Genomic DNA, 17,591 nt, shown 5'->3' with positions numbered 1-17,591 from the left:
AAATGATAATGATTATCATTTTCACCATTATATTATGATAGAGGATTGAAATTTTGTCAATGTAAAAAACGGGTCCGTGCACTCAAGTCGAAAGCTGCCATTATTCAGCATTCCTGTTCATTGTTAAACTCTCCCCCCTTGGAGCATACTACCAGCAAAATGGAATGCAGAATCCGATGGAAGTACATGCATTTCCGATTGCAATAGTCTTTACGATGGGGAAAAGTTTTCATATTGAAAGGGGATTAAACAACATGAGCGAAACCTTCTCTATACCCAAGATAGGACATGAACAGGAGCAGCCTCGTGGATCTCAGGATCCACGTAATCATAACGACAGTGGTAGAGGCAGGCAGCAGTCAGGCAAAATACATACGCCTCTCATTCCTTTTGCGCTTGAGTTGGGTTTTTTTTCGGGTTTGCTCTGGGGATTGCTGCGCTGGCTGTTTTATAAGTTGCACTTTACCGTAGTAGCGCCTGGCTTTCTCGCAGAGCCTTTTTTCAAGCATTCATTTATGAACACCATGGCGGGACATCTGGTAGGGCTACTGTTTTTTATTGGATTATCTGTCGTAGCTTCACTGGTGTACACTCTGTTGCTGCGCAGATTTAAGGGTCCTTTACCCGGCATTGTGTATGGCCTGATTTGGTGGGTTGTTTTATTTGTATTAACAGGTCCTAAGCTAGGGATGATGAATGCTCCTGATCGGTTAACATGGAATTCCTTATATACGGAAATTTGTGTGTTTTTACTGTGGGGACTATTTATCGGATATACCGTTGCTGTCGAGTATACGGATGAAAGAAAGCGCGAGCCTGAGAAAGCTGAGGGCTGAACGTAACAAAAACTTCTCAAGCGCCTATTCCCTGTGTTAAAATAGCATTTGGTTATTTGACAGAGGGGAGCGGAATGAAAGATGAAGAATGACCGGGTGTTAAAGCTGCGGCAGGCGCTGGGCGAGCATAATCTGCGGGCTATGCTGATTACTAGCCCTGTCAATCGTCGATATTTGACAGGCTTCACAGGTTCGGCAGGTTATGTGCTGATTACGGAATCCCATAGCTATTTGCTGACTGACTTTCGCTATATGACGCAAGCGACCGAACAAGCCGAAGGCTTCACGGTAGTGCAGCACGCTGCACAGGTCATGGAAACGGTGAAAGAATTGCTGTCTTCCCATCAGATCAGCGAAACAGGCTTTGAGCAAGACGCTGTAACTGTTGCGACGCATAAAGCTTATAGCGAAGATTTGTCACCTATTTCACTGGTTCCGGTGTCGGGCATTGTAGAGAAATTACGGGTGTACAAGGATGCGGAAGAGCTGGAAGTGATGCAGCGGGCAGCGGATTTGGCAGATGCTACTTTTGCACACATTTTACCTTACATCAAGCCAGGTGTCAGCGAGCGTGAGCTGGATCTGGAAATGGAATTCTTCATGCGCAAGCAGGGAGCTACATCCTCTTCATTTGACACAATTGTGGCTTCTGGAGTTCGTTCGGCATTGCCTCATGGCGTAGCCAGTGCTAAGTTAGTACAAGCAGGCGAGCTGATTACGTTTGATTTTGGTGCGTTGCTGGATGGCTATTGCTCCGATTTGACACGTACAGTGGCCACACAAGGGGATTTAGCGCCCCAGTTGCGTGAGATCTACGATATTGTACTTAAGGCGCAACTTCACGCACTTGAACATATTAAGCCGGGCATGACAGGCCGTGAAGCGGATGCTCTGACCCGGGATATTATTGCAAGCCATGGCTATGGAGACAATTTCGGGCACAGTACAGGTCATGGTCTGGGTCTTGAAGTACATGAATCTACACGCCTGTCGAAGGCGAGTGATGATATTCTGGAGCCGGGTATGGTGGTAACGGTCGAGCCAGGTATCTATGTGCCTGGATTGGGCGGTGTACGGATCGAGGATGATATCGTTATTACAGATAGCGGCATCAAATTATTAACACATTCGAGCAAAGAATTTAGAGTCGTTTAATAACGATAACAGTCCTGTAGGAGGGGTATTTTAGTGATTAACGTTAATGATTTTAAAACAGGTTTGACCGTCGAGGTAGACGGAGATATTTTTACGGTACTGGATTTCCAACACGTAAAACCGGGTAAAGGTGCAGCATTCGTACGCTCCAAGTTGAAAAACTTGCGTAACGGTAACACCGTTGAACGTACATTCCGTGCGGGTGAAACGATCGGTCGGGCGCAAATCGAAAATCGCGGTGTATCTTATCTGTATGCTAGTGCAGACGATCATACATTCATGGATAATGAAACATATGATCAATTCACATTGTCCAGCGATCAACTGAAATGGGAACTTAACTTCCTGAAAGAAAACATGAATGTAAATATCGTCAGCTATAATGGCGAAATCCTGGGTATTAACCTGCCTACCAGCGTGGAACTCAAAGTAATCGAAACAGAACCAGGTATTAAAGGTAATACAGCTACAGGTGCTACCAAAAATGCCAAATTGGAAACGGGTTTGAATGTTCAAGTTCCTTTGTTCATTAACCAAGATGACGTATTGTTAATTGATACACGTGACGGCAAATACATGTCTCGCGCATAAAATTTGCTGCTTTTAGATTTCCTCTGTCCTTGTGAAGGGCAGGGGATATTTTTATAAGCACTAATATTAAAAAACAATGGCTCCGCACAGCACTTTCGTATTATACTGTACTAAAGTTATTCCGCAGGATGTCACGTTCAAGTCGTTGGGTGCCATCTCAAGGTTACATACTGAGTCTGAGGGAGTGAATATCGTTGTCTTTGTATGTCATGAAATTCGGAGGCAGTTCCGTCGGTGACACGGAGCGCATGAAACGCGTGGCAAAACGCGTTGTGGAGAAACAGAGTGAAGGGCATCAATGTGTAGTGGTCGTTTCCGCAATGGGAGACACGACAGACGAACTGATTGACCAGGCCAAATTGTTGAATGAGCAGTTGCCTGCACGTGAGTTGGATATGTTGATGACGACAGGTGAGCAAATTTCAATCGCCTTGTTGTCGATGGCTATTCAGCAGTTGGGTCATGAAGCGGTATCGTTTACGGGATGGCAGGCTGGTTTCCGTACTGAATCTGACTTTGGTCGAGCACGGATTACGGATATTCAACCTCAGCGTGTGCTGGATGCACTGAGCAGCAACAAGATCGTTGTTGTAGCTGGTTTCCAAGGGATGTCTGTAGAGGGAGACATTACGACGTTGGGACGTGGTGGATCTGATACGACGGCGGTTGCGCTGGCGGCGGCGATTCAAGCGGATGCCTGTGAAATTTACACGGATGTGGACGGCATTTATTCAACAGATCCACGGATCGTGAAGGTTGCTCGTAAGCTAAAAGAAATTTCTTATGATGAAATGCTGGAATTAGCTAATCTGGGTGCAGCTGTATTGCATCCTCGTGCGGTAGAATATGCCAAACATAACCGGGTACCGCTGATCGTGCGGTCCAGTTTTAACCATAATGAAGGAACGGTCGTAAAGGAGGATGCAGTAATGGAACAAGGCGTTGTAGTCAGTGGGATTGCATATGATAAAAATGTAGCAAGAATCAGTATTTTGGGCGTCGCCGATATTCCCGGCGTACTGGCGAAAGTATTTGGAACACTGGCGGCAGCCAAAATTGATGTAGACATTATTGTACAGAGCGGGGTTGAAGCTGGTAAAGCGGATTTCTCCTTTACAGTAGCTCTGACGGATCGTGAAGCGGCACTAAAGACGCTGGAAGGTATTCGTGGAGAGCTTCCGTACCGTGAAGTAACGTCTGAGGAAAACTTGGTGAAGGTTTCCATTGTAGGTGCAGGAATGGTTAGCCATCCGGGTGTTGCTGCGCAAATGTTTGCCGTACTGGCAGAGCAAGGCGTTAGCATTAAAATGGTAAGCACATCTGAAATCAAAGTATCGTGTGTAATTGAAGCGGGTAAGCTTCATGAGGTTATTCAGGCGTTGCATACAGCTTATAACCTGGACACCGAGGAGCAAGCGTTTGTGGGTGGTCCGCAAGACCGTCGTTAATAACTGCAAGGTGATCTAGACACCGAATATGTATAAAGTGAACGATGCTTATGACTGGTGAAGGTCGATACATTATATGCCCTCTATTTATAGTTTGATAAATCATAGAATACAGCAGTAGGTTAAGAGGTTGTTCCATCAGTGAGAGTTAAACTGAGGGCAGCCTCTTTTTTTCTGAATCTATCTTTTCTACCCAAGGGTTTCCCTTAGCCGACAAGGCTTTGAGAGGCCCTTTTTTATTTGTGCAAATTAGAGAATGGTGCTTAAACAAGCGGGGGAAAGGTCTGTTGAGCGTTGATAGGAGTTAGCAAAAGTTTGCCTAGGTTTTCAATATATTTTCGGCATAAAAAGCGAGAGTCAACCATAGACTTGTCTTAAAGAAAAAGGACAACTGTGAGGGGGCGGCATCGGTATGGAATGGCTGGAGTTATTTCCCGAACCGTTGCACGGTATACTCGGAAGGCTTCCAGAAACGGTATTTGAGCAACTGGAAGAAATCCGGGTCAGGGAAGGAAGGCCGTTGGAAATTAATGCAAACGGTGAACATCATTTTGTAACGTCTGCTGGTCAGCTGACTTTGAACCATGTGGAAGCCTATAAGCCTGACCGTGAGGATGCCCACCGACTGCTGGATTTTATCAGCAATCATTCCCTCTATACGATGGAAGAGGAGCTTCGTAAAGGGTTTATTACGATCCCTGGCGGTCATCGTATTGGCTTGGCAGGGAGAACCGTGCTCAACCGGGGACGAGTGGAGCATTTGAGGGATATAAGCAGCTTTAATGTAAGAATTGCGCGTGCAATTCCCGGCATAGCTGATCGGATATTGCCTTATGTAGCAGATCGAATGTCCGGGAAAATCCGGCATACCCTCATTTTGTCCCCTCCTCAGCATGGCAAAACGACACTGCTTAGGGACTTGGCTCGGCAACTCAGTTACGGAGGGATGGAAAGCCATGGGGGGCGACGGAATGGACTCAAGGTAGGCATTATAGACGAACGCTCTGAGATCGCTGGTAGTCACAAAGGTATCCCCGGTTTTGATGTCGGGCCTCGCACCGATGTATTGGACGGATGTCCGAAAGCAGAAGGCATGATGATGATGATCCGCTCGATGTCACCGGATGTCCTCATTGTTGATGAAATCGGACGACCGGAAGATGCGGAGGCGGTGCGCGAAGCGCTTCATGCAGGCATTGCAGTCATTGCTTCCGCACATGGTCGCGATGTGGCTGAAATGGCGACCCGGCCTGCTTTTGCTGGATTAACTACAGGACAAGAGCTATTTCAACTCTACGTCATGCTGGAGCGGACGAGCCGGGGCGTCTCATTCCGACTGGCAGATGCCAAGCAACGCAGGCTTACACTGTCTGGAGAAGGGCAGAATGGGGGCATCTCCTATGCTTAAGCTGCTGGGTGCAGCCTTGGTTATACTGGCCGCTACGCTGGCAGGTTGGCAACGGGCAAGGCAGTTTGCAATGAGGCCGCGGCAAATCAGGGAGTTGATTCTTGCGCTGCAAAGATTGACGACCGAGGTTTCCTACGGGGTGTCTCCGCTACCAGATGCTTTCGCCAAGACAGGAGAGCCCTTGCGAGAGCCCTTACGCACTCTGTTTCAGCAAGCTTCACGCTGGATGCACCCCTCTTTTGGCCTGACTGCCAGAGAAAGCTTGCATAAAGCCATTGAAGACTCGTGGAGCCGTTCCTCTATGAAGCAAGCCGAGAAGGAAGCGATGCGGCAGCTTGCTTACAGTCTTGGAACCAGCGACCGTGAAGACCAGATCAAGCACATTGCGTTGACCATCCAGCAGTTATCCCATGAGGAAGCGCAGGCGCAGGCAGATCAGGTGAGGTACGAGCGTATGAGCAGGAGCCTGGGACTGCTGATCGGAGCATTGATCGTCATTTTGATCTATTAGCGGGGTGCTCGAATGAATTTAGAAGTGAACGCAATTTTCCAAATTGCTGGAATTGGCATTATTATCGCTATGATTCATACCGTATTAAAGCAAATGGGCAAAGAAGACATGGCGCACTGGGTAACGGTCATCGGCTTCGTCGTGGTCCTGTTCATGGTGGTGCGAATGCTGGATAACCTTCTGCAAGAGATCAAATCTATCTTTCTTTTTCAGTAGGTGGACACATGGAAATTATTCAGGTAGTGGGCTTCGCCCTCATTGCCACAGTCCTTATTTTAGTCATTAAGGAACAGAAGCCGATGTTTGCCTTTTTGATTGCAACAGCTGCGGGAATCGTCATTTTTTTGCTGCTGATTGGCAAGATCGGATCTGTGGTTGCTGTACTGGAGCGACTGGCCCGGTCTTCAGGCATGGATATGATCTATTTTAAAACCGTCTTGAAAATAATCGGTATCGCTTATATTGCTGAATTTGGAGCGCAAATCGTTCGGGATGCAGGACAAGACGGGATTGCTTCCAAAATTGAGCTTACCGGAAAGGTACTCATTATGGTGCTCGCAATCCCAATTATCAGCATTATTATTGATACCATTCTGAAGCTGATGCCCGCCTGAGGAGGTGATGCCATGAAAAGGCTGGGGGGCATGCCGAATCTCAAAGTAATTGCAATGTTGCTGCTATGTCTCTGGTGTGCCTCGGCTGCGTTCCTCTTTGCAGATACACCGACAAACGAATGGATCAGACAGCAGGCGGAGCAAATGCCCAAAGACGAAGTAGAACATTATTGGGACGGGCTCATGCAGCAATACGGCGGATTTTTCCCTGATCAGAAAACGCCTTCCTTCATGGACATGCTGCTTCCAGGCGGTGAAGGGTTCAGCATAAAGGGTGTATTGAGCGCTATAGCTGATTTTTTCATCCATGAAATCCGAGTAAATGCCAAGTTGCTCGTCACCATCGTCATGCTCAGCATTATGAGTATGGTGCTGGAAACGCTACAAAGCGCTTTTGAAAGCAAACAGGTCAGCAAAGTGGCCTACGCTATTGTATACATGGTCATTATCATTTTGGCGATTAATAGCTTTAGTGTAGCGATTGGTTATGCCAAAGAAGCGATTGATAGCATGATTCACTTCATGATGGCAATGTTGCCTTTGCTGTTTACCATGCTGGCCTCGATGGGGAACGTCGTAACAGTTTCGGTGACCCACCCGCTGATTGTATTTATGATCAACACAGTCGGAACAGTCATTCATACGCTGGTTTTCCCGCTGCTGTTCTTCTCGGCTGTGCTGTATTTGGTCAACTCGCTGACGGGCAAATACAAGCTGACCCAGCTAGCCGATCTGTTGCGGAACGCTGGAGTAGCAGTGCTGGGAGTGCTGCTGACCATTTTTCTAGGAGTCATTTCGGTACAAGGCTTGACATCGTCCGTTACTGACGGATTAACGATCCGTACAGCCAAATATATTACAGGTAGCTTTGTTCCGGTGGTCGGCAAGGCGTTGGCAGATGCGACAGATACAGTTATTTCGGCTTCGCTGCTCGTTAAAAATGCCATTGGTCTGGTAGGAGTCATTATTATTTTGTTCCTATGCGCCTTTCCCGCCCTCAAGATTCTGACGCTGGCGCTCATTTATAAAGTGACAGCAGCGATCATGCAGCCTTTGGGTGATACGCCTATCGTGGCATGTCTGGATGCGATCGGCAAGAGCATGATTTATGTTTTCGCGGCGCTGGCAGCAGTGGGATTGATGTCCTTCCTTGCAATTACAGTCATGCTCGCAGCAGGCAATATGACAGTCATGATGAGGTGAACCAATGCACGTAAACCAACAAGGGGGGAGGAGAGTGACGTGACCTGGCTGGGAGGCTGGCTCAAGGAACTGGTGCTAATCGTGTTGCTGGCTTCTTTTGTCGATATGATCTTACCGAGCCGATCTATGGAGAGGTATGTCAAACTCGTTCTCAGCCTGCTTATTCTGCTGACGTTGCTGTCTCCGGTCGTGCGCTTACTGAGCAGCAGCCCCTCCGAGGTTCTAGGGCGAGCATTGGATCTTCAACGTCAGGCTGAGACAGGCAAAAGGGAACCGACATTGGAGGAGATTTTAGCAAAAGGCAGCCAGTTGAAGCAACAGCAAGAACAAAGCTCCATGCAATGGGCTGGCAAAGAGGTAGCTAAGGAAATGAAAGGACAATTGGAACAATATACTGGGTTAGCAATTCAGTCGGTCCAGGTTACCCTTGCAAAGATTCAACAGAAGGAATCGGAGCTGGAGGCAGGAACGGGTGTCCAGTCGGTAGTGGTCCAATTGGCAGAACAGCAGCCAGAAAAAGAAAAGAAAAACACAGACGTCTCGCCTGGTGCAGATGTCAAGCCGATTATGGTGGAGCCTGTAGCCGAAAAGACAGTGAATATTCGTGTAGAGCCAACACATGCAAAAACTTCAGATTTTAATGAAGGAACGCGAGAGGATGATCGTAATCCTGACAAAACTGTTGAGGACGGAAAGCCAACAGATACGAAAGCATTTGGCTTAATTACAGGACTTTTACGTGAAAAATGGGGGATAGATAGCAAAAATGTTCAGGTGCTTTCTTCGCAGGATGGAACACATGAATGGTAACAGGAGGTGAGCAGGAATGAGCAAATGGCTGAAAAAGCTGGAGCAATGGCTGGGTGGAGGGGCGGATGGGGCGAAAAGGTTCAATTCATTTCGTTGGTTGCTTATTCTTGGCCTTATCGGTGTAGCGATTATGCTCTTTAATTCATTCGTTAATGTAAAAAAGGTTGATCCAGAAAACGTAGGGCGTGAGCCGCCTGGCGTGATGAAAAATGAGCCTACGTTAGAGACAACAACAGGTGAAGAAAGTTCCTTTGCCGGGATTGAGAAGGTTTTTGAGGACAATATGAAACAGATGCTGGAGCAGATTGTTGGCGTAGGAACCGTTGATGTCATGGTTACGGTAGACTCCACCGAAGAAGTTATCGTTCAACGCAATGTAAAAGACATGCAGGAAGAGAACAACGAGACGGACGCCAATGGTGGACAACGGCACACTACTCAATATACACGTGATGGCGAGATTGTCACCTATGAGTCATCAGGTGGTCAGCATACCCCGATTGTGACCAAAAAAGTAAAACCGCAGGTGAGGGGAGTGCTTGTTGTGGCTATGGGGGCAGAAAACCCTACAGTGAAGCAGCTAATTGTCGATGCTGTACAGAAGGGACTAAATGTACCTTCCTATAAAATTTCAGTCGTTCCGCGTAAGCAGGGATAATTTGGAATTCAGGAACAAAGAAGTTTATATTTTAAACCATTAAAGAAAATGGAGGACGGAACATGAATAATAAAAGACAAACCGTTTGGCTGGTGTCCATGCTGAGTTTAATGGTCGTGCTGTCTGCGTATTATTTGTTTACGGAGGACTCAAGCCCTGCAAATCCACCAGTAGCCGATAGCGAGCAAGTGAGCAAGGATAAGCAGGATGCCGCACAGGAAGCAACGACGAAGGCAGAGGAACAATTGAACGAATTAAAGGTAAATGAAGTGGTGACGAATGGAGAAGTAACTGATGGAGCATCAGCAACTTCCACAAAGTCGGATACGGCTTCCACAATTGATCCGGCAACAGAAAACTCAAAAGGTGATAAAGACACGGCAGCTGGCTCTACTACTGAACCGGCTACATCCAATCAAAACACAACCGCGACTAAGACGGACGCGACAGCACAAAGTGACGACAAAGCAGCCTCCACAGCCAAAACCGACCAGCAGATACTGGATAAAGTGGCAACCGAACAAGCTGCCCAACCTACAGCAGCAGCTGTGATTGACAACTATTTGCTGGAACGGGATGTGGAAAATCAGAAGAAAAATGATGAACTGACTACCGCAATGAACGACAGCACGCCAAAGAAAGCCGCGGAGGCTCAAAAGGAATTACATGTACTTGAAGATAAGCAGGCCAAAATTACTGGGATTGAAGAAGAGCTTCAGCAGCAGTTCGCCAATGCGGTCGTCCGTGAGGAAGATGCTGATAAATACAAAGTAGTGGTTCTGAGTGAAAAATTGGATGCTAAGCAAGCGGTAACTATTGTCGACAAAGTCATGAAGGAACTGAACGTAACGCAGGATAAGATCAGTGTCCAATATGTTACACAATAAGACAAAAAACGCGAAAAAGCCCGGATTTCTGCATTATTCCGGGCTCTTTCTATTTTTAATGATTGTGATATAATACATAAAGCTGTTTCAACAATGTAATCAGCAACCGGCAAAATGCTGAAGGAGTGATTAATAGAGATGTTTAAATTAAGCGAGATTAAGGAATTGATCAAGCTGGTGGATGAAACGTCTGTGCATGAGCTTGAAATTGAAAATGAAGGAACTCGCCTGTTGATCCGGAAACCTGGCAAAAGCGAGATCGTTACGGTACAGGCTCCTGTGGCACCACCTGCTTATGCAGTGGCACCACAAGCTGTTATTCCAAATCCACAAGTACAGTCCGATGTTGGATCTACAACTGCTGGAGAACCGATGGAATATGCAAGCAATCTACATAAAATCGTATCTCCGATGGTAGGCACTTTCTATAGTTCTTCATCACCGGATACGGCTCCGTATGTGAGTATCGGCAGCAAAGTGGGCGAAAAAACAACGGTATGTATCATTGAAGCGATGAAGCTGATGAACGAGCTGGAAGCTGAAGTGAAGGGCGAAATTGTGGAAATTTTGGCCGAAAACGGACAGTTGGTCGAGTATGGCCAGCCATTGTTCCTTGTGAAACCGGAGTAAAAAGCTTGTTTGCACCCTCTTTTGAGGGTTCGGCAAGACTGCTCCCAGGGAGGATAAAGTCATGACATTTCAAAAAGTATTGATTGCGAATCGTGGAGAAATTGCGGTTCGTATCATTCGCGCTTGCCGCGAAATGAATATTTCGACAGTTGCTGTATATTCGGAAGCTGACAAGGATTCGTTACATGTGCGTCTCGCAGATGAGGCTTACTGTATCGGACCGACGCTATCTAAGGACAGCTACCTTAATTTTACGAATCTGATGAGCGTTGCTACATTGACTGAATGTGATGCCATTCATCCAGGTTACGGATTTTTGGCGGAAAACGCAGACTTCGCTGAAATTTGCGAATCGTGTAATATTACGTTTATTGGTCCTTCTCCTGAAGCCATTAACAAAATGGGAGATAAGGCCGTAGCTAAGCAGACCATGAAGGATGCCGGAGTTCCAGTTATTCCGGGTTCAGACGGGCTGGTTGAGGATTTGCAGGATGCGATCGGCATCGCACGTGATATCGGATATCCGGTAATTATCAAGGCCACAGCAGGTGGCGGAGGTAAAGGTATTCGTATCGCCGAAGATGAGGATAACCTCATTCAGCAAATCACTACTGCTCAGCAGGAGGCGCAAAAGGCATTTGGCAATGCGGGTGTGTACCTAGAAAAATATTTGACCGGTATGAAACATGTGGAAATACAGATCATAGCGGACAAGCATGGTAATGTTGCCCATTTGGGCGAACGGGACTGCTCTGTGCAGCGTCGTCGTCAGAAGTTGTTGGAGGAAGCACCATGTCCTGTACTTTCGCAGGATGTCCGTGAAGAAATGGGTCAGGCAGCTGTTCGTGCAGCTTTAGCCGTTCAATATTCTGGTGCAGGTACTCTCGAATTTTTGCTCGGCCCGGACAACAATTTCTATTTCATGGAAATGAATACACGTATTCAGGTAGAACATCCCGTAACAGAAATGATTACTGGTGTAGACCTGATTAAGGAAATGATTTCTGTCGCTGAAGGGCATCCGCTTTCCTTTACGCAGGAAGAAGTCACCATCAATGGTTGGGCGATAGAGTGCCGTATTAACGCTGAGGATCCGGATCGAAATTTTATGCCTGCACCGGGTAAAATCGGATTTTATCTGCCTCCAGGCGGTCCTGGGGTACGGGTAGACAGTGCAGTATATCCAGGTTATAGCATTCCTCCTTATTATGACTCTATGATCGCCAAGCTGATTGTATGGGCACCTACACGGCAGGATGCAATTGCCAAAATGAAGCGGGCTTTGACTGAGTTTGCTATTGAGGGCATACCCACAACGATTTCTTTTCATCAGCGTTTGCTAGAGCATCCGACCTTTATTAAAGGCGATTTTGATATTAAATTTTTGGAGGAAAACGAAGTTTAACCGGTATATTTCCTCCGTTTGTCATAATGAACGCCAAATGATATAGTATGGATAATAAGTGAGCATGTCTGCTTTGAAATCCAAAGCTGGAATGAAACTTATTTTGACCGAAAGGTGTTGAAGGTATGAGCACAGTGCCAACCGAATTCGAACGTACAGAAATTGGGGAGATTCAAATTGCCCCAGAAGTTATTGAAGTCATTGCCGGACTGGCTACCGTTGAGGTACCGGGCGTAGCGGGAATGAGTGGAGGATTTGCTGGTGGGTTTGCCGAACTGCTAGGCCGCAAAAATTTATCTAAAGGTGTAAAAGTGGAAGTCGGACAGCGTGAAGCTGCTGTAGACGTCTCCGTCATTATTGAGTACGGTAACCGTCTGCCTGAGGTGGCTGCTGCTATTCAGCATAATGTTAAGCGTTCGATTGAGAACATGACAGGTCTTAACGTTGTTGAAGTGAACGTGCAAATTCATGATGTTCAATTCAAAAATGCCGATAAAGTAGAAGAGCCGGAAGTGCTGGGCGCCGGACGGGTTAAATAGAGCGATACTTTGTACAAACCCCCGACCCTTATGGGTCGAGGGTTTACTCTAATTTAAGGAGGCTGTGCGTTTCGTGGCTAAAGTTATGGACAGACTTCTGCTGTTCTTGTACAGCTTAAGTATCGGAATTATTTCCATTCTCGCCATCCTCCTCCTGAGCGGGGCCATTCCGTATGTTTTAAGTATTGAGGATGAGCGAGTAGTGTGGTTTACCAGCCTGATTATTGCAGGGGTTCTGTTGTTGTTGAGTCTTCGTTTTTTTTATATCTCTATTCGACGGAACCAAACCGTACAGCATTCTATTGATCAACGAACGGAATACGGTGACATTCAGATTTCAGTGGATACCATTGAAAATCTGTGCCTCAAAGCAGCTTCCCGGTTTCGCGGGATGCAGGATTTGAAAGCACGCGTTCGTGTGTTGGATTCGGGACTTGATATTACGATTCGGGCGGTTGTAGACGGGGAAAGCTCCATTCCGGTGTTAACCTCCGAGGTACAAAAGGGGGTACACGATCATGTGGAAGAAATTACAGGAATTCCTGTGTCCAATGTATCGGTGTACATCGCTAATGTTTCTCAGTCACCCAGCTTTAAGAGTCGTGTGGAATAGAGGTGATTTTCCCTGATGCCCTGGAAAGAAATATGGGGAAGTTACAAGGGCCGGATCATGGGGATCACGGCTGGTATTTTTTTCGGTTTTATTTATTTGTGGGCAGGCTTTTGGAATATGTTGTTCTTTGCATTGATGGTGTTCATCGGATATACGCTAGGAAGACGTAGCGATTCAGCGCTCGGTTCATTCCTCCCTTGGAAGGAATGGGGCGATTGGTTGTCGCAACGTTGGCGTCCTTTTAAATGAACCCTGTGATACGTGTTCTCCAAAATAGAGCTGTAGCTTCTTTGCGCCCAACGTTTGGAGGATGCGTTCACAGGTTTTTTTGTGGAAATTGGTTAGAATGAAAAATAGATATAGGCAAGCGTAGGAGGCAGGGCATGAAAAGACGTCTGGCGAGGGAATTAGCGGTACAGAGTATGTACCATATGGAAATGAATGAAGTGGATGCGGCAGCAGCCGTGGACATGTTGCTTCAGGAGGCCGCTGAGGAAAACGAAGCGGAAGTTGTCGTTAAAAATGCAGCAGTGTTAAGAGCGTATGTCTTGGAGCATGTGCGGGGTACGTGGGAGCACAAGGAAGCCATTGATGGACTGTTGGTGGATTATCTTAAAGGCTGGCAGATCAGCAGACTTTCACGTGTAGATCGTCAAATTTTAAGGCTTGCGGCATATGAGATGATTTTCCGTGAGGATGTTCCAGCCAAGGTAGCTGTTAATGAAGCGATTGAGTTGTCGAAGCACTTTGGTACCGAGGAATCCGGTAAATTTGTTAATGGCGTACTGGGGCGAGTGATACAAGAACTGGAGCAATTGAAAGCACGTTTTTAAGTAGAGACTACTGAATCAGGTTGGAGAGTGGTAAAACATGTCAGCACCGATCATTGATGGTAAACAAATCTCTCAGGATATTCGCGCAAGCATTCAGCAAGAGGTCATTCGTCTGAAAGAGCACAGCTTTCAACCCGGACTGGCTGTTGTATTGGTAGGCGAAGATCCCGCTTCGCAAGTGTATGTTAAAAACAAGGAAAAGGCATGCCATGATCTCGGCTATTACTCCGAGGTTCACCGGCTGGCAGCAGATACTTCGCAGGAAGCATTACTGGAACTGGTAAACAAGCTGAACCATCAAAGTACCATCCATGGAATTTTGGTGCAACTGCCGTTGCCAAAGCATATTCATGAAAAAGCTGTCATTGACGCGATTGCAGTGGAGAAGGATGTGGATGGATTCCATCCGGTGAACGTAGGGAATTTGGTCATCGGTGACGATAGTCTATTGCCTTGTACTCCTGCTGGAGTCATTGAGTTAATTAAGCGTGCTGGAGTGGAGATAGCCGGTAAACATGCGGTAGTTATTGGTCGCAGTAATATCGTGGGCAAGCCAGTGTCTTTATTGTTGCAGCGTGAAAATGCTACGGTTACGATGTGCCACTCCCGTACAGCGAATATTGCGGACCTAAGTCGACAAGCAGATATCTTAGTCGTTGCGATCGGCAAAGCCAACTTTATTGATGCTTCGTTCGTGAAGCCCGGAGCGGTAGTGATAGATGTAGGGATGAACCGTCTGGAGAACGGAAAGCTGGCGGGGGACGTTGATTTTGAGAGCGTGAAGCAAGTGTCTGGTCCGATTACGCCTGTTCCCGGCGGAGTAGGGCCGATGACAATTACGATGCTGATGCAAAATACGCTCGTAGCGGCCAAGCGGTCGCACGGTTTGGCATAAGGACAGCTGCCTGTGGCTGAACAACGTATTTACTCTATAAAGGACCTGAATCGTTATATCCGGATGAAATTGGAGTCGGATCAGGTGCTGTCTGATGTATGGATACGCGGGGAAATTTCTAATTTTACGCATCATTCAAGTGGTCACATGTACTTTACGCTCAAGGATGAGGGGAGCCGCATACGTTCGATTATGTTTGCAACCCATAATCAGCGGCTCCCTTTCGTACCGAAAGAAGGTACGCGTGTTATTGCCCGGGGAAACGTATCCGTGTACGAACGAGATGGACAATATCAGTTTTATGCGACTCAAATGCAGCCTGATGGTATAGGAAGCCTTTATTTAGCTTACGAGCAGCTCAAGCAAAAGCTGGATGCAGAGGGACTGTTTGATACTGCTCGTAAGCGTAACCTCCCTGCCCATCCAGTAACCATTGGCGTGATTACGTCACCGACTGGAGCGGCTGTGCGTGATATTATTACGACACTTCAACGGCGATACCCGCAGGCTGGAATTGTGTTGTATCCTGTGCTTGTACAAGGAAAAGGTGCCGCCCCCTCGATCGTCAAGGCAATTGAAGCTATGAATCGTATGCAAGAGGTTCAGGTGATGATTGTCGGACGGGGAGGTGGCTCATTGGAAGAACTGTGGGCGTTTAATGAGGAAGCGGTTGCGCGCGCCATTTACGCATCGGTCATTCCGGTTATTTCGGCAGTTGGACACGAAACGGATTTTACCATTGCCGATTTTGTGGCTGACTTACGTGCGGCAACGCCAACCGCAGCAGCCGAGTTGGCCGTGCCTAATCAGGCAGAGCTACGGGATCAGCTGCTCCAGCGGGAGCAACGGTTGCGTAACGCCCTCCGGCAGCGGCTGGAAACCAGCCGTGTACGCTTGGCGAGGCTTCAGCGTTCACCAGTCCTGCTGCACCCACGCCGCTATATGCTACAGCATGCAGAGCGAATGGACATGCTGCATCAGCGTCTAATCCGCGCAGCGCGTAACCGTTCTCGTTTGAACGCAGAAAAGAACGCACGTATGCGTCAGGTACTAGAACGGTTTAATCCGCGTGAACAAATTCGTTCAGCACGCAAGCAGACGGATATGGCGCAACGTCAGCTGGAGTCTGCGATGCGTGCTATTACGAAAACGGGACGGCAGCAGTTGCACACGGGAATTCGTCAACTGGATGCGCTGAGCCCACTCAAAGTCATGGCCCGAGGCTATAGCTTGGTATACGATGAGCAGGAAAAACGGCTGATTAAGTCGCTCAAAGACGTACAGCCGGGAGATTCCATCAAGATTAAAGTGAGTGATGGGCAGTTGGACTGCCAAGTATGGGGAATGAAGGAGGACGCGAAGCACGGTGGCGAATGAAACGGAATTGAATTTTGAAGCGGCTATGGCCGCTCTTGAAGAAATTGTCGGACAACTGGAGCATGGAGACGTTCCTCTGGAGCAAGCCATTGATTTGTTCCAGCGGGGGATGAAGTTGTCTCAACTTTGCAGTCAGAAGCTGGAGCAGGTTGAACGTAAAATTGAAATGATCGTGGAAGAGGATGGAGATTTGCGCAAGAAGCCTTTTGGTGGGGGACTGGATGAAAACGGCGGTGAAGGACTTGAATAGACCGTCGTTCAAGGAATATTTGACCGGGACGACGGATGCGGTTTCGTCCGCACTGACCGAGCAATTCCCGGCCGATTGGGACATTCCCGATGTTCTTCGAGAATCCATGAATTATTCACTCACCGCAGGCGGAAAACGGCTGCGGCCTCTGCTTGTGATCGCTGCTGCTGAAGCATTCGGTGGAAGCAGGGAAGCTGCGCTGCCAGTGGCATGTGCGGTAGAAATGGTACATACGTACTCCCTCATTCATGACGACTTGCCAGCCATGGATGATGATGACTATCGGCGAGGTAAGCTGACGAATCATAAGGTATACGGCGAGGCGGTTGCCGTCCTTGCGGGTGATGCTTTGTTGACCCATGCCTTTTACAGTATTGTGCAAGCAGGACGACGTCACGGTGTTTCGTCTGATTCGCTATTGTCCATAGTTGAGGATTTGTCCGAAATGAGTGGCGCGCGGGGCATGGTAGGCGGACAGGTCGCCGATATGTCAGGCGAGCAAGGAATGACGGGGATCGAGGAACTGGAATATATCCATCTTCATAAAACTGCTGATTTGATTATTTTCTCGCTCTTGGCAGGTGGACGGATTGGTGGGGCGGACAAGGGTCAATTAGAGGCGCTTCGCCGCTTTGGACGAGACTTGGGGCTGGCTTTTCAGATACAGGACGATATACTGGACCTCATAGGCGATGAGAGTAAAATGGGTAAGAAAACGAAAAGTGATGTTGAACAAGAGAAGGTCACCTATCCGTATTTCATTGGTATGGACGCATCTTTGCAGCAGGTAGAGGAACTCACCGCATCTGCTAAAAGAGTGATAATAGAGAGTGGTATCCCCGATTCTTCTCGTTTGCTGGAGATAGCCGATTACCTGATGAAGCGTGATCATTAGTTGCGTTAGAGCTGTTTTGACTTGTCTGCGTTT

Annotated in this window: 22 protein-coding genes; all 22 read left to right on the top strand. The window is 47.5% G+C overall.

The features are described from left to right. Window positions 1-254 precede the first annotated feature (254 nt). Window positions 255-836, top strand: coding sequence for a YqhR family membrane protein (locus MKY35_RS15635; protein WP_340955816.1), 582 nt, complete (start codon window positions 255-257; stop codon window positions 834-836). Window positions 837-917: 81 nt separating this feature from the next. Beyond that, window positions 918-1,991 carry a Xaa-Pro peptidase family protein gene (locus MKY35_RS15630; protein WP_342444182.1) on the top strand — a complete coding sequence of 358 codons (1,074 nt, stop codon included), beginning with the start codon at window positions 918-920 and terminating at the stop codon, window positions 1,989-1,991. A 33-nt stretch (window positions 1,992-2,024) separates the two neighbouring features. Beyond that, a complete protein-coding gene (gene efp, locus MKY35_RS15625) occupies window positions 2,025-2,582 on the top strand; it encodes an elongation factor P (protein WP_029517249.1) in 558 nt (185 codons plus the stop codon). A gap of 194 nt (window positions 2,583-2,776) precedes the next feature. Next, complete coding sequence (locus MKY35_RS15620; RefSeq protein ID WP_029517250.1) at window positions 2,777-4,030, top strand: aspartate kinase; 1,254 nt, start codon at window positions 2,777-2,779, stop codon at window positions 4,028-4,030. Window positions 4,031-4,442: 412 nt separating this feature from the next. Next, window positions 4,443-5,438, top strand: a complete 996-nt coding sequence (gene spoIIIAA / locus MKY35_RS15615) for a stage III sporulation protein AA (protein ID WP_322251772.1) — start codon at window positions 4,443-4,445, stop codon at window positions 5,436-5,438. After that, on the top strand, window positions 5,431-5,949 hold the full coding sequence (gene spoIIIAB / locus MKY35_RS15610; protein WP_029517252.1) for a stage III sporulation protein SpoIIIAB: 519 nt from the start codon (window positions 5,431-5,433) through the stop codon (window positions 5,947-5,949). Before spoIIIAA ends, spoIIIAB begins: the two co-directional genes overlap by 8 nt. A 12-nt stretch (window positions 5,950-5,961) precedes the next feature. Further along, entirely contained in the window at window positions 5,962-6,165 is a 204-nt protein-coding gene (spoIIIAC, locus tag MKY35_RS15605; protein ID WP_010345636.1) for a stage III sporulation protein AC, read from the top strand. Window positions 6,166-6,173: 8 nt separating this feature from the next. Beyond that, window positions 6,174-6,563 carry a stage III sporulation protein AD gene (gene spoIIIAD, locus MKY35_RS15600; RefSeq protein ID WP_013310826.1) on the top strand — a complete coding sequence of 130 codons (390 nt, stop codon included), beginning with the start codon at window positions 6,174-6,176 and terminating at the stop codon, window positions 6,561-6,563. A 12-nt stretch (window positions 6,564-6,575) separates the two neighbouring features. Beyond that, the gene (spoIIIAE, locus tag MKY35_RS15595) at window positions 6,576-7,766 is read left to right on the top strand and encodes a stage III sporulation protein AE (RefSeq protein WP_029517253.1); all 1,191 of its coding nucleotides are present in this window, start codon (window positions 6,576-6,578) and stop codon (window positions 7,764-7,766) included. Between the two features lie 39 nt (window positions 7,767-7,805). Next, window positions 7,806-8,576, top strand: a complete 771-nt coding sequence (gene spoIIIAF / locus MKY35_RS15590) for a stage III sporulation protein AF (RefSeq protein WP_342444181.1) — start codon at window positions 7,806-7,808, stop codon at window positions 8,574-8,576. Window positions 8,577-8,592: 16 nt separating this feature from the next. Beyond that, entirely contained in the window at window positions 8,593-9,234 is a 642-nt protein-coding gene (spoIIIAG, locus tag MKY35_RS15585; protein WP_029517255.1) for a stage III sporulation protein AG, read from the top strand. 62 nt (window positions 9,235-9,296) lie between these two features. Continuing rightward, window positions 9,297-10,121 carry a SpoIIIAH-like family protein gene (locus MKY35_RS15580; RefSeq protein ID WP_342444180.1) on the top strand — a complete coding sequence of 275 codons (825 nt, stop codon included), beginning with the start codon at window positions 9,297-9,299 and terminating at the stop codon, window positions 10,119-10,121. A 138-nt stretch (window positions 10,122-10,259) separates the two neighbouring features. Then, window positions 10,260-10,751: an acetyl-CoA carboxylase biotin carboxyl carrier protein gene (gene accB, locus MKY35_RS15575; protein ID WP_342444179.1), complete on the top strand. Its 492-nt coding sequence runs from the start codon at window positions 10,260-10,262 to the stop codon at window positions 10,749-10,751. A gap of 61 nt (window positions 10,752-10,812) precedes the next feature. Continuing rightward, window positions 10,813-12,156 (top strand): acetyl-CoA carboxylase biotin carboxylase subunit, encoded by a 1,344-nt coding sequence (accC, locus tag MKY35_RS15570; protein WP_029517258.1) that lies wholly within the window; start codon window positions 10,813-10,815, stop codon window positions 12,154-12,156. Window positions 12,157-12,281: 125 nt separating this feature from the next. Next, complete coding sequence (locus tag MKY35_RS15565; RefSeq protein WP_029517259.1) at window positions 12,282-12,695, top strand: Asp23/Gls24 family envelope stress response protein; 414 nt, start codon at window positions 12,282-12,284, stop codon at window positions 12,693-12,695. Window positions 12,696-12,768: 73 nt separating this feature from the next. Continuing rightward, complete coding sequence (amaP, locus tag MKY35_RS15560; protein WP_029517260.1) at window positions 12,769-13,308, top strand: alkaline shock response membrane anchor protein AmaP; 540 nt, start codon at window positions 12,769-12,771, stop codon at window positions 13,306-13,308. 15 nt (window positions 13,309-13,323) lie between these two features. Then, window positions 13,324-13,557: a DUF2273 domain-containing protein gene (locus tag MKY35_RS15555; protein ID WP_023989248.1), complete on the top strand. Its 234-nt coding sequence runs from the start codon at window positions 13,324-13,326 to the stop codon at window positions 13,555-13,557. A 134-nt stretch (window positions 13,558-13,691) separates the two neighbouring features. Further along, entirely contained in the window at window positions 13,692-14,141 is a 450-nt protein-coding gene (gene nusB, locus MKY35_RS15550; RefSeq protein ID WP_013310817.1) for a transcription antitermination factor NusB, read from the top strand. A 37-nt stretch (window positions 14,142-14,178) separates the two neighbouring features. After that, window positions 14,179-15,036 (top strand): bifunctional methylenetetrahydrofolate dehydrogenase/methenyltetrahydrofolate cyclohydrolase FolD, encoded by an 858-nt coding sequence (gene folD, locus MKY35_RS15545; protein WP_029517261.1) that lies wholly within the window; start codon window positions 14,179-14,181, stop codon window positions 15,034-15,036. 12 nt (window positions 15,037-15,048) lie between these two features. Next, window positions 15,049-16,413 (top strand): exodeoxyribonuclease VII large subunit, encoded by a 1,365-nt coding sequence (xseA, locus tag MKY35_RS15540; RefSeq protein ID WP_342444178.1) that lies wholly within the window; start codon window positions 15,049-15,051, stop codon window positions 16,411-16,413. After that, the gene (xseB, locus tag MKY35_RS15535) at window positions 16,403-16,663 is read left to right on the top strand and encodes an exodeoxyribonuclease VII small subunit (protein ID WP_013310814.1); all 261 of its coding nucleotides are present in this window, start codon (window positions 16,403-16,405) and stop codon (window positions 16,661-16,663) included. Before xseA ends, xseB begins: the two co-directional genes overlap by 11 nt. After that, window positions 16,635-17,558: a polyprenyl synthetase family protein gene (locus MKY35_RS15530; protein WP_342446656.1), complete on the top strand. Its 924-nt coding sequence runs from the start codon at window positions 16,635-16,637 to the stop codon at window positions 17,556-17,558. Before xseB ends, MKY35_RS15530 begins: the two co-directional genes overlap by 29 nt. The last annotated feature ends 33 nt before the right edge of the window (window positions 17,559-17,591 follow it).

Origin of the sequence: Paenibacillus sp. FSL L8-0638, assembly GCF_038593075.1 — a bacterium.
Taxonomy (GTDB): domain Bacteria; phylum Bacillota; class Bacilli; order Paenibacillales; family Paenibacillaceae; genus Paenibacillus; species Paenibacillus polymyxa_D.
This window is presented reverse-complemented; position numbering and strand designations above follow the sequence as displayed.